Here is a 14,892-nt window from a genome sequence, read left to right on the forward strand (position 1 = left end):
AGTGTTCCCGGTGGTTAACGGAGCGATCCGTTGGCTACTGTTGCGTGCGGGCCACTGTTTGGGGCCTAGTTTAACCCTTTGTGACCATTTGTTGTATTTCGTGTGCCCGGTTGGCGGGCAATCCGCCCCAGTCAGGGAATCGATGTGTCGAGTGCGCGGCTTCTTGGGCTCGCGTCCGTCTGCTATGGCTGGGTCCGTTAAGAGTAGGAATCCGCCGTGTCTGGTCTTCTTCTGATGCCGCTGCTGGCAGGTTCGCTCCTTGGCAGCGCGGACCGCCTCTTGGAACGGGCCGATCCCTGCGCCAGCAGGGCGCGATCGTCGTGCCAGGGTGCACCCATCATTGCCGTGGCCACCCCGTCCCCCTCCTCCGTTTGGAAGTTCACCCGGACGCAAGGGACCAAGGATGGCGAGAGCTTCGCCGCGATCATGAAGACGGCGGACACGACCCAATCCGACCCGGACTTCGCGGGCCTGATCGTCCGCTGCGCACCGAAGGGCAAGATCGACGTGCTGGTGGCCTTGATCCGGCCCTTCCCGCCCCGCAGCCACCCCAAGGTCACGATCGCCGCGAGCGGCGGCGGCACGCTGACGGTCGAAGCCAGCATGGCGGCCGCAGGCGCTGCCGTGCTGCTGCCCGACGAGGTCTCCGCCTTTGCCGCCGGCAAGTGGCAGACGACGCCCTCGCTGTCCGTGGTCGTGAGGGAGAGCGACAGCGAGATCAAGGGTACGGTAGCCCTGAACGGGCTGCGGGAGGCGTACAATTCGCTGCAGGCAAATTGCAGCCAATAGGCCGAATTTAGCCATACAACTTAAGGGTCTTTTTAGGGTGGGGAACCTAGGGTCCGGAGCACGGAGAGTGTTTCGGATGACCGCGTTTTTGATTTTCAGCTTTTTGGTGGGTGCGGTGCTGGGCCAACGCTTTCGGGTCCTGGTGCTGCTGCCGTTGACCTTCGTCATGGTGCTCGCGGCCGTCCCGGTCGGCCTGCTGGCCGATCTCACGGCGCTCGAGAACCTCAAAAGCGTGGTGTTCGCAGCCATCTCCCTGCAGGGCGGCTACCTCTTCGGGGCAGGCGCACGCTTTGGCCTAGCTGCTGCGCGCGCCGGCCGCGTGTTCCCCCGACCCGTCAAAACTCTGCGCTGATGACGCCGCGCTGAAGCTTTCGCGCGCGAATGGCTGGAGCCGAGCTGTTCGCCTGGGCAGACCTTCGCTTGAAAACCCATCGCTCGCTTGTATGGTGACCTGACCGTTTCAGGATTCCGCATCGAGCGCCGTTTGTCCCTCGCTTATTTTGCCCTCATCGTTTCCATCGTTTCCGCTTCCGCTCTCGAAATCGCCGGCGCCAAAATCGGTGTACAGCTGGGGACGATGGCCGCAGCGCTAAGCTTGCTGGCCGCCGCCATGAGCACGCGAAAGGCCGATTACGAGCACTACGTCCGCGCGACGTCCTGGGGCCGCTGGATTCTGCTCGCCGTTCCGCTGTGCATCGCGGGCCAGCTCGCCCCGCTTCCGCTGAGCTTTGCGCACCCCATCTGGGCCAGCGCTCACGACGTGCTCGGCGGCCTGTCGCTCGGGCCGATCACGGCCGATATCGGCCTGACGGTGAACGCGCTGCTGCTGGCGCTTGCTGCGGTCTCGTTGCTCAGCGTCGCGATCCTGGTGGTCCGTAACCGCGGCCGTGCCGAGCTGGTCCTGTTCGTGCTGAGCGGACTAACCGCAGTCTCCGCCTTGATGTTGGACCTGCATCGGGTCTCGCCGGCGCTTGCCGGAGCCGCGCCCCATGACCTCACGACGACCCTGGCCGGCCTCGGCTTCATGCTCAATCTGGCGGTCATGCAGCTCGCGGCTGAACGGGCGGAGACCCATCACTCGCTGCTTCGCTCGGTCGCGATCGGTCTCTGCGGTCTCGTCGGGGCCTTGGTCAGCGCCGCCGCGATCTTGGGGTTTTCAGGCACGAACAGCGCGATTGCAGCGGGCTTTGGCGTCGTGGTGATCCTGCTGATCCTCGTCATCCGCAGGCTGGACCTGTCGCCATTGGCCGCGAGCGCATTGTCGCTGGCAGCCCTGATCGGCGCATCGATCGTGCTGACCTTCCTGTTCGAGAAGAGCTCCGGACCGATCCTCCTGCGGCTCGTCCCGGAGATGGGGACCGAGACCAAGGCCGCCCTCGAGCGCATGCTGGCCGATACACGCTGGCTCGGCGCCGGCGCCGGGACCTTTGCTGCGATGGGCAGGATCTATCAGAGCGATGCCGGCGCGGTTTTGACCGCACCCTCGGCGGCCACTTCCGTCTTTGCGGGGACGGGATGGATCGGCCTCGCTGCCATGATCGCGGTGAGCCTGATCGCCTTGGTCCGCCTGTTCTTCGGTGCCCTGCAGCGCGGACGCGACTCGTTCTTTCCGGCGGCAGCCGCCGCTTGTGTTCTCTTCGCGCTCGTCCAGAGCTTCGCTGGGCCCGGATTGCTGCACCCGGCAGCAATCCTGTGTCTTTCGGTGATCGTGGGATTGGGACTGTCGCAGAGCGTCAGCCAATCCTCATCACGATAGAGCGCGGGTGATCAAACCGCGCGATCGCCGAGCGAGGCCCAGTAGTTCGGGTTCTTGGGCGACTGGATGCGGACCCAGCGATATGGCTTCTTCGACCAGGGCATGATGTGGCCGGAGAGATTGTCCAGCACGAGATCGCCGGAGAAGGTGCGCACCACGACCACGAGGTGATGCTCGCCCCAGGTCGTCACGACTTCGCTCAGCAGCACCGATCTGGCCGGAAAGCCCTTGGCGATCAAATCGTGGCGTTTTGTCACAGCATAGTCGTTGCAATCGCCGCTCGCCGGATGCAGCAGCCACTTCTCGCCGCGCAGCCCTTCCAGGTTGGGCTCGGGACGGATCGTAGCATTGACCCGCTGGTTGACCTCTTGCATCTGTGCCATGCGCTCGGCCGTGAGCTTCAGGCGTCCGCCCCGGAAGACGATCTGCTGCGGCCGCGGCTTGCACTCGTTCTTGTAATTCAGGCAGAACATTGTGAACGCCATCGGCGCCAGCGTCGGCTGGTCGAACTTGATGTATTGGATGGCACCGCGCAGCCCCATGGGCGCACCGACGAAAGCGGCTTCCGCGCGCTGCTGCACCCCCGCAGCAACGACGATGGCGGCGGCAGCCGCCAGGAACTTTACAACTTTGCGCATGTCGCGCTCCCCGTTCTTGTTGGGGAGACGCTACGCGAGACGTCTTGAAATACGGCTCAAAGGCCGCGCAATGCTTGAATCAAAATGCGGGCCCGTTGGTCAGAGACAATTAAGAATACCGATGCGTGACTTGTTCTGCTAAGAGCGGGCACGACGTTCTGCTCGTGGCGCTAGAAGCGATTCGACCGACCTGATGGGCCTTTCCAGCCGCTTTCGCAAGAAGACCAAGCCTCGGCTTCCCGACGGCGTTCGCGTCTATGCGATCGGCGACGTGCATGGCCGCGCCGATTTGCTTCAATCGCTGTTAACCGTGATCGACGTCGATCTCGCCCGCTCGGCGCCCGAACGCGCCATTCAGGTCTTCCTCGGCGACTATGTCGACCGCGGCCCGGACTCACGCGCTGTTCTTGATCTCTTGATCGAACGCTCGAAATCGCACGAGACGGTTTGTCTGAAGGGCAACCACGAGGTCTTCCTGCTCGAGGTGCTCAAGGACCCCGCCCGCCTGCAGGAGTGGCGCCACTATGGCGGCCTCTTGACGCTGGTCTCCTACGGCATCACGCCGACCATGAATCCGTCCGCGGAGCAGCAGGTCGAGCTGATCGAGGGACTGAAACGCGCGCTGCCGCCGGAGCACTTGGCCTTCCTCCAGCAACTGCCTTCGTCCTTTACCTGCGGCGACTTCTTCTTCGTCCATGCCGGCGTCAAGCCGGGCGTCGCGCTCGATCGCCAGAAGGATGAGGATCTGCTCTGGATCCGCGAGGAATTCCTGAACTCGGAGGAGCGCTTCGGCAAATATATCGTTCACGGTCATACGCCGGTCAGCGCGCCCGATATCCGTCCGAACCGCATCAACATCGACACCGGCGCCTACGCGACCGGAAACTTGACGCTGCTAACGATCCAAGGCGATAGTCTGCTCGCAATTTAATGGTCTGGCCGAACCTCGGCCCCGTCAACTCCTCCATGAACCGCATCAACCTGCTTCGCGTCATCGGCATCTGCACCGCCATCGTGCTGGCGCTTCATGCCTGCATGACGTTCTATGGCGATCTGATCCGACCGAGCTTTCGCGCCAGCGACTTGTTCTCGGGCGAGATCCCGCCCGACAAGGAGAAGCTGGCAGCCGCCGGCGGCCTGGCATCTTTCTCATGGGATGGCGATCTGCTGGCGAATTACGCGGCAGCGATGGCGGCTGGCATTCTTCACTTTCCGTCGATCGACGCAGGCGGAAGGGCCAGCGAGAACAAGACGGTCCAAGCCGCGATCATCGCTGCCTTGAAAGTCTCACCGATCCGACCCGCGCTGTGGCTCACGCTCGGCACGCTGCAGGCGCAGGCCGGCGCGGCGGTCACGCCCGCCGTGAAGATGTCCTACCTGACCGGGGCGGTGCCGATCGACGTTGCCTTCTCTCGTGTCCAGACCGTAACCTCGGGCGCAGCTGCAACCGACGAAGAGGTCAGGCTGCTGGCGCAATCCGACATCCGGTCGGCGCTGGCCAATCGCTCGCGTTACGAGCCCCTGCTGATCGCGGCCTATGTGCAGGCAACTCCGCAAGGCAAGTCGCTGCTGCTCGAGACCACAGAAGTGACCGATCCCAAATTCAACGAGATCTTGCGGCGGTACTAGCTCAGCGCGCCGATTTCGGGTGAACGGGCACGAAGTCCTGATCCCGGCGCGGCTGGTCGGAACGGCCCTGATAGACGAACATGCCCTTCTTGGTCGCGACGATGTCGCCTCGCTGCAGGCTGTCGTCGCGGAGGAGACGTTCGGTCGCGACAAGATCCGGATCTTCCGGAATCGGCTTGTAGAGCTCCGGATGCTCCCGCCGCTCGCGCGAGACCTCCTTGGCCCGCCGCCGCGCCTCCTCGATCCGCTGCCGCCATTCGTGGCGCGAGACTTCCGGCTCGCTTGGTGGAAGATAGTCGTTGACCGACGGCTCCCGCTCGGTCTGAGCAAGGCATGAAAGCGGACAGGCATGGAGGACCAATCCGACAGCGGCGGCCACGGTCGCCTTGACCGGCGCGCGCCCCAGCATCCAGCGATCTGATACGGACTTGCGGCGAGTGGATCGCACTCCGATGACTCCCAAATGGGCCGAGCGGCCGCGAGGCCGCCGCAACTTCAGCTCATGAGGGCGCCAATTGCAATATTTTAAGAGCGCTGGGCGCCGTCCCATCAAAAAGCGAAAAACAACCCCATGCACAGTAGCGGACACCAGTCGAATCAATGAGTTACGTATTTCCCGAAATTCGATTTGATCCGTCGGGCAAAACAGGGCTAGGATGGCATGGTCTGGGAAAGGCCGACCGGATGGATTGGCGCACCCGAGATCCACGTCGTATGATCGGCCTAAGGGCGAACAGCTCCGTTCTAAGACCGTCGTTCTAAGACCGCATTAGGTCATTGCTGCTAACTTCGGCATCCGCTCCTGGAGTTACCGAGAATGCGTGCAAGGCCAGTATTGCTGTTGGGTGTTGCCGTTGCGGCGTCCGCCGTGCCTAGCCTCGCGGCGCACGCCAGTCCCCTCTGCATCAAGGAACGCACGCCGTTCGCCTTGTCGCACGATACGGTGAAATGGACGATGTCGATCGCCCCTGGGGCGGACTGCATCCAGGGCCTGCGTTGGTCGTACATGCAGATCTTCAAGGTATCGGTCGTGAGCGGGCCATCACGGGGACAATTGGCGGTGCTCGGATCGGGCTTCCGCTATTCGGCGGAAAACGAAACGCGCGGCAGCGACAAGTTCACACTGCTGATCTCGGGCAAGAACCGTAACGTTGCAGGGACATCGACAGTGGAGGTCGAGGTCAATCCGCAATAGCCCGCCCTGCATCCTGGTGTTCAGCGCGACTAACGGGGGCTCGAGCCGCTGCCCCGGGTTCTATTCCCGTGATAGGGCCGGGCGTATCCGCCCCTCGTCACGGGCGGCTCGATCCGGCTCGGGATATTCGGCGTCGCGTTAGGGGGCGAGGGCTGCGACGGGTTGACGATGATCACGTTGCGATTGGGCGTCGAGGGGTCATTGACGCCCTGGGCCCAGGCGCCGGCAGCAGGCCCGACAAGCGCGAGTGTGATCAAGACTAGTCGTTTCATGCGGGATCTCCCGAGCAAGAACGTCAGGGAGGCGAACAGCGTTCCTTCACGGCGGCATCACGGTTCATTGCGTGACCTCAGCGAGGCACGGGTGATCTCAGCGAGGCACGGGTGACCTCACCGAGGCACAGCGATCAGCTTGCCATCCCTCCAGACCCCTTGGGCCGCCCGCCCGGCAGGAAGGCTCCCCGTCACATTCCGGACAGCGGTAGGCCGCGAGGCAGCCTGGGTGGTCTGCTTCTTCTTCTCGGGCGTCGTCACGATGCTGGAGCTGGTGGTGTTGGCCTGATCCTTGACCCCTTGCGCAGAAGCAGACTGAACCAGGAAGGCCAAGAACATGATTGCTGTCAAAATGCCGCGCATGATCACACACTGGAAGAAGGAGCTAGGCGAAATGTCACAGGTTTCTAACCAAAAGCAAGCTCTTCGAGACGATCGCGTCGGACCCTTGCAGGTCGGATCATCAAAGCGATTCATCGCGGCCGGTGGGATCCGAAGGTGAAAAGCCCTAGCGAAACAGCACCATCCGGGCTAGTTGATCGGCCTTGATGACGGAGCCCGGCGACACAGCAGCCAGCGCCTCGCAGGCGCAAGAGATCCAGGCCGGACTGGTCCGCCTGCTGACGGAGCGGATCCGCGAAATCTCCGACGATCCCAGGCAGATGCGGGATGTCGTGTACGAGCTGGCCCGGATCAAGCTCCTGGAACAATTCACCCACACCGATGCGCGGGAAGCGCGAGAGCTCCAGCAAGTCCTCGAGCGCGCCATTCGGGAGGTCGAGCGGACCTTTGAACGAAGCGGAACATCCCCACCGCCAAAGGCCGCCCCCGCGACGCCGGTCAGCGTCTCTGTTCCGGCACCGGCTGCCTCGGCTTCAGCGGCCATTCCAACGGCTGCCGAGACGCCGCGCCATCCTGCCGCACCGCCACGATCGCCCGACCGAGCCAAACGGAGCGGCGCCTTCAATTCTCTGGTTCGATTGAGCCCCATCCTCCTGCTCATCGCGGGCGCCGGGACCGCGGCCATCTATTGGCCACGGCTGAAGACACAACTGACCGCATCGTCGCAGGTGGCGCCGCTGTCCGAGCGTGCGCCGAAAAGTCCGGAGCCTCAGCCGACCGCGATCCCGACTCGCTCGGCAGGCGAGACCATGGAACGAACGGCGGAGAGCACAAAGGATCCGGCGCCAGCTGCGCAACCCTCGATGCCTTTGCCGACGACGTTCGGCGTCTACGCCTTGAGCGAGGGCCAGCTCCATGAACTCAAGCCGGTTCCTGGAAAAATCCCGGACCGGCGCGTCGCGATCTCCGCCGCCATCAACACGCCGAGCGTGACCACATTGCCGGACGGTGACGTCAAGTTCATCGTGTTCAGGCCCGACGGAGGTGTCGATGCAAGCGGGACCGAAGTTCGGGTGGTCGCGAAGGTCTCCCGGGCCATGGGCGTCGATGCCACCGGGAAAGCCGCCATGGTCAGCGCCGGCGATTCCTGGGTCATCCGCAGCATGTCCTACCCCTACAAGGTAGGTCCGATCGAAGATCAGTCGAGAATGCTATTGCTGCAGCCGGAGCAAGACGGTTTTGCGCTTGCGCCGGGCCGCTACATCGTCGTCGTCAAGGGCATGGGCTATGACTTCACCGTGGCTGGAACGATCACTGATCCAAATCAATGCGTCGAACGCATCAATGCGACCAACGGCGCGTTCTACTCGCCCTGCCCGCCGCCGCGAAGATAACGCTGCGTCCCCCTTTCCTATTTGGCCGGCTTGTTGTCCTTTGGCGCATCCGCCGGCATGTCGTCGACCTTGCCGTTGTTGGCGACGCACTTTTGGAAGTATTCGCGCCGATCCTTGGCCGTTCCCTTGGCGCTCCCGGCCGCGGGGTTGCCGATTTGTCTGGGCGGAAAGGCCTTGGCGACCGCGGCATCGCATGCGCGCGCCACTTCGGCAGTGATGGCCGAAGCCGTCGCCGGCGCGACCAGCGTCAAGGCACCTGCCAATCCAACCAACGTCCGCAAATTCTTGACCGGCACCGCTTCGCTCCTTCAGTCCGTGAATGCTTGCCGGAACCATACCAAAAAGCAACGAAGCGCCAAACGGCAAAGCGATGCCGAGTTGTCACGCGGTCTGCCTGCAACGGCTATCGCAAGACTCGGCGGCGGCCTCAGCGCACGCCTCGTCCTTCGAGACGGCGCGTACGCGCTTCTCAGGATGAGGCTAATCGACGTCAGAGCCTATTGAAACTGCTGCCGCGCACGCCGTCCCTCATCCTGTGAGGAGACCGCGAAGCGGTCGTCTCGAAGGATGGCCGCAAAGCGCGCACCGAGGTCCCAACTAGCTGTTGAGCTGCGGCGGCTTGAAGTCCGGGAAACGGGTGAGCATTGCGGTCTTGACGAACTTCAAGTGGGCAATGGTGCTGGCCAATTCCTTGAGCCGTCGCTGGCCGTTCGAGATGTCGGCTGCAAAGAGATCCTGATGATAATTATCGAGCGCCTCGCGCTCGAGATATTCGTCGGTGCCGTTTCCGAAGGTGACGGATGCACGCGCAAGGGCATCGTCAACACGCCGGTTGAGCCCGACCTGTTCCCTCTCCGCCTCTTGCAACGCTGTTTCGATCGCCGCCAGGACGGCACCGATCCGCACGCGGTCGGTCTCGGCATCACGCTCGACGGAGCGGGCTTTGAAGCCTTTGTCCTCGCGGCGGGAGCCGAGAAGATTGTGTGCGCGCGCTCTCAGGAACAGCTGAAACATCTGGGCCATCCCACATTCGAGATTCAGACGGCTACCATCGGTCAGACATAGTTAACAAAGCTTAAATCCTGCGCTCGCCCTGCCTGGCTTTGTACGATCCACGCCCGCCAAGCTCCTTCGTGCTTGGCATAGAGCTCGCGCCAGCGAATTTCGTGCCTGGCAGCGGCGCCTTCGCGCACGCAGATCCCGGATGCGAGCTGCACTGTCTCGTCCGGTGCAAGATCGAGCGCCTCGAACTCTGCCGTCTCTTCCGCAGACAGGCCGATCAGAACACGATGTCCTTGGGCGTCGACGAAATATCTGCGGGGCGCGTTGTGCCTTTGATCAATCATTCGAATGGCCCTCGTTCAGGATCCAAGGACCCGGAAGATGTTTCAGCCGCCGATCAAAGCTACGAACAAACGCGATCGAAATAAGGACGCAAATCGCGCCCGGCAACGCAATCAAATGCGCCATTCACGCTACCTATGCGCGCCGCGAAAAATATCGAAGCAGCCAAATTCTCGCCATGAACTGATACGTTTTAGGTTGCCTTTCCGAAGCTCTCAAGGACCGCACCATGTTAACCTAACTGCACATGGTTATCCGATCTTTCGGCAAGGCAAGATCAACCCCAGCCGACACCGCGTCCATGGCTCTGCCATCACGATGGATGCTCATTTTGCCTGACGCCCATCGATGCCGGCGTGTAGGGCGCATAGAGACGATATCGGGCTGATCGCTTGCGCGAGCGCCACGCCCGCACACCATAGCCACAGCAAAAGCCAGCTGCAAAAATCGAAATCAAAACCAGAACTGCAAGCATTTGGAATGTTCCCAATTTTCGGAACGCACCTCCCGGTACATTTCAACGTGATGCTGTAACGAGTTCAAGATCAGCGGCGCTGAAACTTTTGTCAGACGAACATGAAGTTTGTGCAACGTGATGCTCGAAGCTCGGTCGTCATGACGGGGTTATGCATTTGATGGCTTTTCCCTGCGGCCATCCTCGAGCCGCCCGCCTTAGGGGGCTCCTTATTGAGTCAGGCTCTCAGGATGAGGACGGAGTGCGCGGCAGCAGCTTCAACGGGTACTGACGCCGATTAGCCTCATCCTGAGGCGGCGCGGAAGCGCCGTCCCGAAGGACGAGGCGTGCGCGCAGGCTGCCGTCGCGAGCCATATGCGATAGCCCCTGCAGAAGATGACGCAATCTCTCATTGTTCGAGAGCAGTATCCAGCGGGCGATGTTAACCCCTGTTTCATTTCGACAAGCAGCCTCAAACGAAGCGGCTGAACGCGCTGTGGTCGGGCACAGCTGCGATCTGCACGCTAATGTCTCCGGCACGTTCTCGAACACGTCTGGCAGCCGTCGCGGGTGACACCGCTGAGGAAAACACCCGTGGTTATACGGAGCGTCATGCACCAACTTCAGCGCGGTAAGGTTGAGAGGTTAGCTTAATCCCCGTTGTTTGTTGCGAACCCTCGCGCTTTGCTTATCCATCTTCCGCACCGGGCTCCCCCAAGCCCGGCCCCACCCAAGCAAAGCCGTCGAGCGAACATGGGTCCGCTTGGCGGCTTTGTCGTTGTGTCGACGAGAGGATCATTTCGGTTATGGCGCGCAGGCCCTGGTCGTTCAAGGAAGATCGCCGGCTCATGGAGTTGGCCAAGTCTTCAGCCTCGTTGGAGCAAGCGGCGAAAGCTCTCGGGCGCTCGCCCGATGCGATCAAGCGCATGGCGTTGCGCCTTGGTCTTTCGTTGAAGTCGAAGGCGGCTAAGAAAACCTGATTGCGAAAACGGCCGCGCTCGCCGCAGGCGGCGCAGTCTGCACGGCTTCCCTTCGGCGCAGGGCCATCGCATATGAGATCCTTTCCCTGCGGCCATACTTCGAGACGCCCGCTTGAGGCGGGCTCCTCAGCATGAGGACGGAGTGCGCGGCAGCAGCTTCAACGGGCACTGACGCTGATTGGCCTTATCCTGAGGAGGCGCGTACGCGCCGTCTCGAAGGACGAGGCGTGCACGCAGGCTGCAGCCACGACCCATATGCGATAGCCCTGCCCTCGGCGGGACGGAACCAAATCAACCTTCGGATGTTGGTCCCGATCTCGCAGCGAGGTCTGGCGGTGCTCCACTTTGCCATTTCCGCAATCTTGGTTTGGCTGGCGATCAACATCGCCTTCGTGCTGCTCCGGTTGCGGACGATTCGCCATTCCGCCGCGCACCGCATCGACGGACCTAACCGGTCCTATCCTGAGCTCATTCCCGTCCGCCAGCGCCCCGGGCAGTGAGCATCGATTGAGCGTCCTGCCCGGCGGCCTGGCCTGCTCAACTAGTTGTGCGTCCTCTTCTGGGAGCCCATCCCCGGGCTGGTGCCGTAGTTCGGCGTCCCCGTTCCTTTGAACGCACCCCCCATGCTGTCCGAACCGGAGTTGGTGCCCGTGCCGCTGCGCGTCGCGGAAGTCGGCTGCGTGCCCGATGGCGTGTCTTTGGTTCCCTGCGCCGAAGCCACAGAGATCCCGACGGCTAGCGCCAGGAGGAGGCTTAACGTCCTGATCATACTGCTCAACTTTCCATGCTCGTTTCTATCCGGGCCGCCGGACCATTGGTCAGGCCATCCTCGGGTCGGCCGTCCGGCCGGTCGCTCCGTTAAACCCTATCTTAGCCCTTGCTGGCTAGGATCAATCGCCAAGCCTTGCTCGAATTCAAGCCTTGGCCCAAATTCAAGCCTTGCCCGAATTCAAGCCTTGCCCGAATTCAAGCCTCGCCTGATTTCACCCGAGCCGGATGCGATTGCTGCGACCAACCTTTCCGTTTGCGGCGCTCGTGCTTGCGAGCACGATGGCGTTCGCCTTGGCGGGTCATTTCGCCGCTGAGGCCGTCATTCGCCGCCAGCAGGCGCATCAGCTCGACGAGCTGACCGAGGTCGTTCTGCGCCGGTCGGAATTTGCGGTCGATTTTGCCGCGGCCAGCCTGGACGAGCTCGCAAGGCGCAAGCTGGTCAGCTGCGAGCCGGGCGCACTGCAAGCCATCCGCCTGCACGTCTATCAGCGCTCGGCGATCAAGGACGTCCGGCTCGTCAAGCCGGATGGCTCCGTGATCTGCTCGGCCTATTCCGAGACGCTCGAATTCGACAAGGGATGGGTGGATCGTCGCGACATGCTGCCTTCGCGCGACAAGGCGCTTTCGCTGTTTCGCGTGGAGCAGTTCGGAGGCGCCGCCTTGGGCGTGCTCAGGGACATCGATGGCAGCTCCGCGCTCGTCGCCATTGTCGGCATCAACGCCAGCCTGTTCGACATCATGCCCGCCGAGCTGCGCGCACGCAGCGACGTGATCCTCGCCTTGGGCAATGGCGAGAAGCTCGGCAAATTCCAGAGCGACGCCGGTAAGTCCTTGCTGGAGCCGATCAGCTTCGAGCGGAATTCCGTTCGCCTCCCGCTTCATGCCACGATCCAGCTCGAGCGCGCGGTGCTTGCGAGCTGGAATAACGAGGCATATTGGCCCACAGTCGCGGTGGCCCTCGGACTTGGCGCAATCTTTGGCATCCTGTTGGCACGCAGCCGCCGCATGGAGGAGCCTGTCGCCGATCTCGATCGGGCGCTGGCAGCCGGCGAGTTCAAGCCATATTACCAACCGATCTTCGACCTGCGGACAGGTCAGATCAAGGGCTGCGAGATTCTGGCTCGTTGGCTGCGCCGAGACGGCTCGGTCGTCCCGCCGATGAACTTCATTCCGCTCGCCGAATCCAGTGGGCGCATCCAGGCGATGACCTGGCATCTGCTGGGATCGGCGCTGGCCGAACTGAAGCCGTTGCTGAAGACAGACAAGAATTTCAAGTTGTCCCTGAATGTCGTACCCAATCATCTCCTGAGTGCGGGCTTCGTCGAAACGCTGCGCCGCACGGTCCTGGCGGCGCGTGTCTCCGCGCGCCAGATCGTGGTCGAGATCACCGAGCGCGACGAGCTCGACGATCTCGCGCGCGCCGCGGCGGTCGTTGCCGAGCTGCGGGACCACGGCTTCCGCGTCGCCATCGACGACGTCGGCGTCGGCCATAGCGGACTGTCCCGGCTGAAGGGCCTCGGCGCCGACACGATCAAGATCGACAAGTTCTTCGTCGACACGATCACCGTGGACGCATCGACGACGGCGATCGTGGAAATGCTGGTGGCGCTCGCGAAGGACCTCAATATGACCGTGGTCGCGGAAGGCATCGAGACGGAGGAGCAGCTCCGTGCATTGATCGCGTCCGGCGTCGAGGAGGGCCAGGGCTATCTCGTTGCGCCGCCCCTGCCCTCCGCCCGCTTCAATGAGCTCGTGGTATCGCGCCGCGTGAGGCGGTCAGGCGCGGCGGTCTCCGGCGACACGGTTTTGGTGGCCTGATCCCGACGCGGGCCTTTAACGATATTTTCGGCTTTCGAACCAGACCGGCAACCAACCGGCTATGCTGGCGCCATGCGCAGAAACCACGTCATTGCAGCCGCGAGCATCTGCCTTGCCCTGATCGTCTACGCCACGCTGGCGAAACTATCGGGAAGGCCGGCGCTCATGGGGCATCACGAGGCGTACTGGGTCGTCGTGATCGAGCGCTTCAGCGCCTATGGTCTGCTCGGTTTTCTGCTTTCCTTCCTGCTGCCCGGACGAATCGGTTTGGCTTGCTCGCTCGTCATCGCGGTCGCAATGGGACTGGAGCTGATGCAAGCGTTCATCCCCGACCGGGATCCGGGCTTCCTCGACGTTTTGCAGAAGGCGGCAGGAGGCACTGTGGGCGTCATGCTCGCCCAGATGATCCTGGCGTTCCTTCCGAGACCCCCGTCCTGAGGCGGCCCGCATCTCCTTGGCGAGATGACCGGCGGACCGCGCTTTTACTTCATCATCTGACCGCGCAACTCACCGCCCGGATTCGCGGCCGTGTGGATGTTCGCGTACCATTTGCCGCCCAGCAGATCTGCCGCCTGCGCGTCGGTGAGCGTGGCATGGCCTTGGATCGGGCTTTGCACCGTCTTGAACGGCAGGACGATGCCGGCATTCTTGCCGGCCTCGCCGGGACCGTGAAAATGCGCCCCCATCGCCGGCCCCGTGAGCCCGGTATAGGTGACGACGTAAGTCAAAACTCTGGTTTCAGTGTCGTAGCTCGCCTCGGCCTTGCCCGACCCGGTCGAGCCGTTCGGAGGCACTTCATTGCTTCCCTTGAGCTCGGCTTGCAGCTTCACGACTTCCGCGTTTGCCGTTCCGCTCGCCGCAATGATGCCTCCGACGAGCGCAAGTGTCCCCAACAGTGCCACTTTGCTCATGCAGTCCTCCCGCACACTCCGCTCCCTATCGTGATCGAAACACCGACCGCAACCGGAAAATTCCGCCATGGAGGGATTATTGCCGATTTGGCTTTTGCTTGGGCGAGCCCGCCTTGAACGGAGGCCGCGGTCGGGAACGGCCGTCGAGTCCCTTGGGCAGCTTGTCGGCATTGAGCTTTACGACCGCGCTGCGGGCGTCGGCAGCCGGCGCGACTTCCTGGCTGTAGATCAGGGTCGCTTCGAACCTCACGTCGGGCGCTTGGCGAGCCGTGCCCGAACAGGTCGCCATCGCACCACTATACACGCCGGAGAGCTCGACCTCGACTTCGTCGAACCCGAACACGGTCGGCGGTCCGTCGGCATGTCGCCGTGTGGTCAGAACGGCCGTGAAACGCTGGTCGTCGTCGAACCGATAGGAGCCGCCATAGGTGAAGAAGCTGTCACTGCCCGAGATCCGACCCTGGGCCAGATGCACGATACCAGTGCCTTGTGCTTGCGCGGTTCTGAACCACGCCGCGTATTTGCCCTCTTTCAGCATGGAAACGTCCACCCATGAATTCCATGCGTATTTGCAACGAACCGTGAGGGCGCGACAATGA

General features: G+C 62.6%; 19 protein-coding genes. 10 read left to right on the forward strand and 9 right to left on the reverse strand.

What is annotated here, in order from left to right; all coding sequences use genetic code 11:
* The first annotated feature begins 216 nt into the window (after positions 1-216).
* The 3 genes from P6U27_RS28885 (at position 217) to P6U27_RS28895 (ending at position 2,545) form a co-directional block, all read left to right on the forward strand.
* Positions 217-789 (forward strand): hypothetical protein, encoded by a 573-nt coding sequence (locus tag P6U27_RS28885; RefSeq protein WP_407192945.1) that lies wholly within the window; start codon positions 217-219, stop codon positions 787-789.
* Between the two features lie 76 nt (positions 790-865).
* Positions 866-1,141 (forward strand): hypothetical protein, encoded by a 276-nt coding sequence (locus P6U27_RS28890; protein WP_407192946.1) that lies wholly within the window; start codon positions 866-868, stop codon positions 1,139-1,141.
* A gap of 258 nt (positions 1,142-1,399) precedes the next feature.
* Positions 1,400-2,545 carry a hypothetical protein gene (locus P6U27_RS28895; protein ID WP_407192947.1) on the forward strand — a complete coding sequence of 382 codons (1,146 nt, stop codon included), beginning with the start codon at positions 1,400-1,402 and terminating at the stop codon, positions 2,543-2,545.
* An 11-nt stretch (positions 2,546-2,556) separates the two neighbouring features.
* On the opposite strand, the gene P6U27_RS28900 is transcribed toward P6U27_RS28895, so the two are convergent.
* The gene (locus tag P6U27_RS28900; protein ID WP_407192948.1) at positions 2,557-3,183 is read right to left on the reverse strand and encodes a transglutaminase-like cysteine peptidase; all 627 of its coding nucleotides are present in this window, start codon (positions 3,181-3,183) and stop codon (positions 2,557-2,559) included.
* Between the two features lie 193 nt (positions 3,184-3,376).
* Between P6U27_RS28900 and P6U27_RS28905 the strand changes: the two genes are divergently transcribed.
* Positions 3,377-4,114: a metallophosphoesterase family protein gene (locus tag P6U27_RS28905; RefSeq protein ID WP_122405042.1), complete on the forward strand. Its 738-nt coding sequence runs from the start codon at positions 3,377-3,379 to the stop codon at positions 4,112-4,114.
* Positions 4,114-4,812: a hypothetical protein gene (locus P6U27_RS28910; RefSeq protein ID WP_407121650.1), complete on the forward strand. Its 699-nt coding sequence runs from the start codon at positions 4,114-4,116 to the stop codon at positions 4,810-4,812. Before P6U27_RS28905 ends, P6U27_RS28910 begins: the two co-directional genes overlap by 1 nt.
* Position 4,813: 1 nt before the next feature.
* Here the strand turns inward: P6U27_RS28910 and P6U27_RS28915 are convergent, their stop codons facing one another.
* Positions 4,814-5,260 (reverse strand): hypothetical protein, encoded by a 447-nt coding sequence (locus tag P6U27_RS28915; RefSeq protein WP_407121649.1) that lies wholly within the window; start codon positions 5,258-5,260, stop codon positions 4,814-4,816.
* A 369-nt stretch (positions 5,261-5,629) separates the two neighbouring features.
* On the opposite strand from P6U27_RS28915, the gene P6U27_RS28920 reads away from it, so the two are divergent.
* Positions 5,630-6,007, forward strand: coding sequence for a hypothetical protein (locus P6U27_RS28920; RefSeq protein WP_122405044.1), 378 nt, complete (start codon positions 5,630-5,632; stop codon positions 6,005-6,007).
* Between the two features lie 29 nt (positions 6,008-6,036).
* Here P6U27_RS28920 and P6U27_RS28925 read toward each other — a convergent pair whose 3' ends face one another.
* Positions 6,037-6,279, reverse strand: coding sequence for a hypothetical protein (locus P6U27_RS28925; RefSeq protein WP_129145935.1), 243 nt, complete (start codon positions 6,277-6,279; stop codon positions 6,037-6,039).
* A gap of 117 nt (positions 6,280-6,396) precedes the next feature.
* On the reverse strand, positions 6,397-6,642 hold the full coding sequence (locus P6U27_RS28930) for a hypothetical protein (protein WP_122405045.1): 246 nt from the start codon (positions 6,640-6,642) through the stop codon (positions 6,397-6,399).
* 185 nt (positions 6,643-6,827) lie between these two features.
* Here P6U27_RS28930 and P6U27_RS28935 point away from each other — a divergent pair, with 185 nt between their 5' ends.
* Entirely contained in the window at positions 6,828-8,015 is a 1,188-nt protein-coding gene (locus tag P6U27_RS28935) for a hypothetical protein (RefSeq protein ID WP_209294442.1), read from the forward strand.
* 17 nt (positions 8,016-8,032) lie between these two features.
* Here P6U27_RS28935 and P6U27_RS28940 read toward each other — a convergent pair whose 3' ends face one another.
* From P6U27_RS28940 to P6U27_RS28950, 3 genes are all read right to left on the reverse strand, one after another.
* Entirely contained in the window at positions 8,033-8,266 is a 234-nt protein-coding gene (locus P6U27_RS28940) for a hypothetical protein (RefSeq protein WP_245162647.1), read from the reverse strand.
* Between the two features lie 346 nt (positions 8,267-8,612).
* On the reverse strand, positions 8,613-9,029 hold the full coding sequence (locus tag P6U27_RS28945) for a hypothetical protein (RefSeq protein ID WP_122406856.1): 417 nt from the start codon (positions 9,027-9,029) through the stop codon (positions 8,613-8,615).
* A gap of 41 nt (positions 9,030-9,070) precedes the next feature.
* Positions 9,071-9,361: a hypothetical protein gene (locus P6U27_RS28950; RefSeq protein WP_122405048.1), complete on the reverse strand. Its 291-nt coding sequence runs from the start codon at positions 9,359-9,361 to the stop codon at positions 9,071-9,073.
* A gap of 1,258 nt (positions 9,362-10,619) precedes the next feature.
* On the opposite strand from P6U27_RS28950, the gene P6U27_RS28955 reads away from it, so the two are divergent.
* The 3 genes from P6U27_RS28955 to P6U27_RS28965 all read left to right on the forward strand — a co-directional run bounded on the left by P6U27_RS28955 (position 10,620) and on the right by P6U27_RS28965 (position 13,820).
* Positions 10,620-10,793, forward strand: a complete 174-nt coding sequence (locus tag P6U27_RS28955; protein ID WP_164936902.1) for a hypothetical protein — start codon at positions 10,620-10,622, stop codon at positions 10,791-10,793.
* A gap of 996 nt (positions 10,794-11,789) precedes the next feature.
* The gene (locus tag P6U27_RS28960; RefSeq protein WP_407192949.1) at positions 11,790-13,382 is read left to right on the forward strand and encodes an EAL domain-containing protein; all 1,593 of its coding nucleotides are present in this window, start codon (positions 11,790-11,792) and stop codon (positions 13,380-13,382) included.
* Between the two features lie 72 nt (positions 13,383-13,454).
* The gene (locus P6U27_RS28965; RefSeq protein WP_122405052.1) at positions 13,455-13,820 is read left to right on the forward strand and encodes a VanZ family protein; all 366 of its coding nucleotides are present in this window, start codon (positions 13,455-13,457) and stop codon (positions 13,818-13,820) included.
* A gap of 44 nt (positions 13,821-13,864) precedes the next feature.
* On the opposite strand, the gene P6U27_RS28970 is transcribed toward P6U27_RS28965, so the two are convergent.
* Positions 13,865-14,293 carry a CHRD domain-containing protein gene (locus P6U27_RS28970; protein ID WP_129143594.1) on the reverse strand — a complete coding sequence of 143 codons (429 nt, stop codon included), beginning with the start codon at positions 14,291-14,293 and terminating at the stop codon, positions 13,865-13,867.
* A 76-nt stretch (positions 14,294-14,369) separates the two neighbouring features.
* Positions 14,370-14,831: a hypothetical protein gene (locus tag P6U27_RS28975; RefSeq protein WP_129143595.1), complete on the reverse strand. Its 462-nt coding sequence runs from the start codon at positions 14,829-14,831 to the stop codon at positions 14,370-14,372.
* Positions 14,832-14,892: the final 61 nt, after the last annotated feature.

Origin of the sequence: Bradyrhizobium sp. STM 3566 (assembly GCF_045571445.1) — a bacterium.
GTDB lineage: Bacteria > Pseudomonadota > Alphaproteobacteria > Rhizobiales > Xanthobacteraceae > Bradyrhizobium > Bradyrhizobium vignae.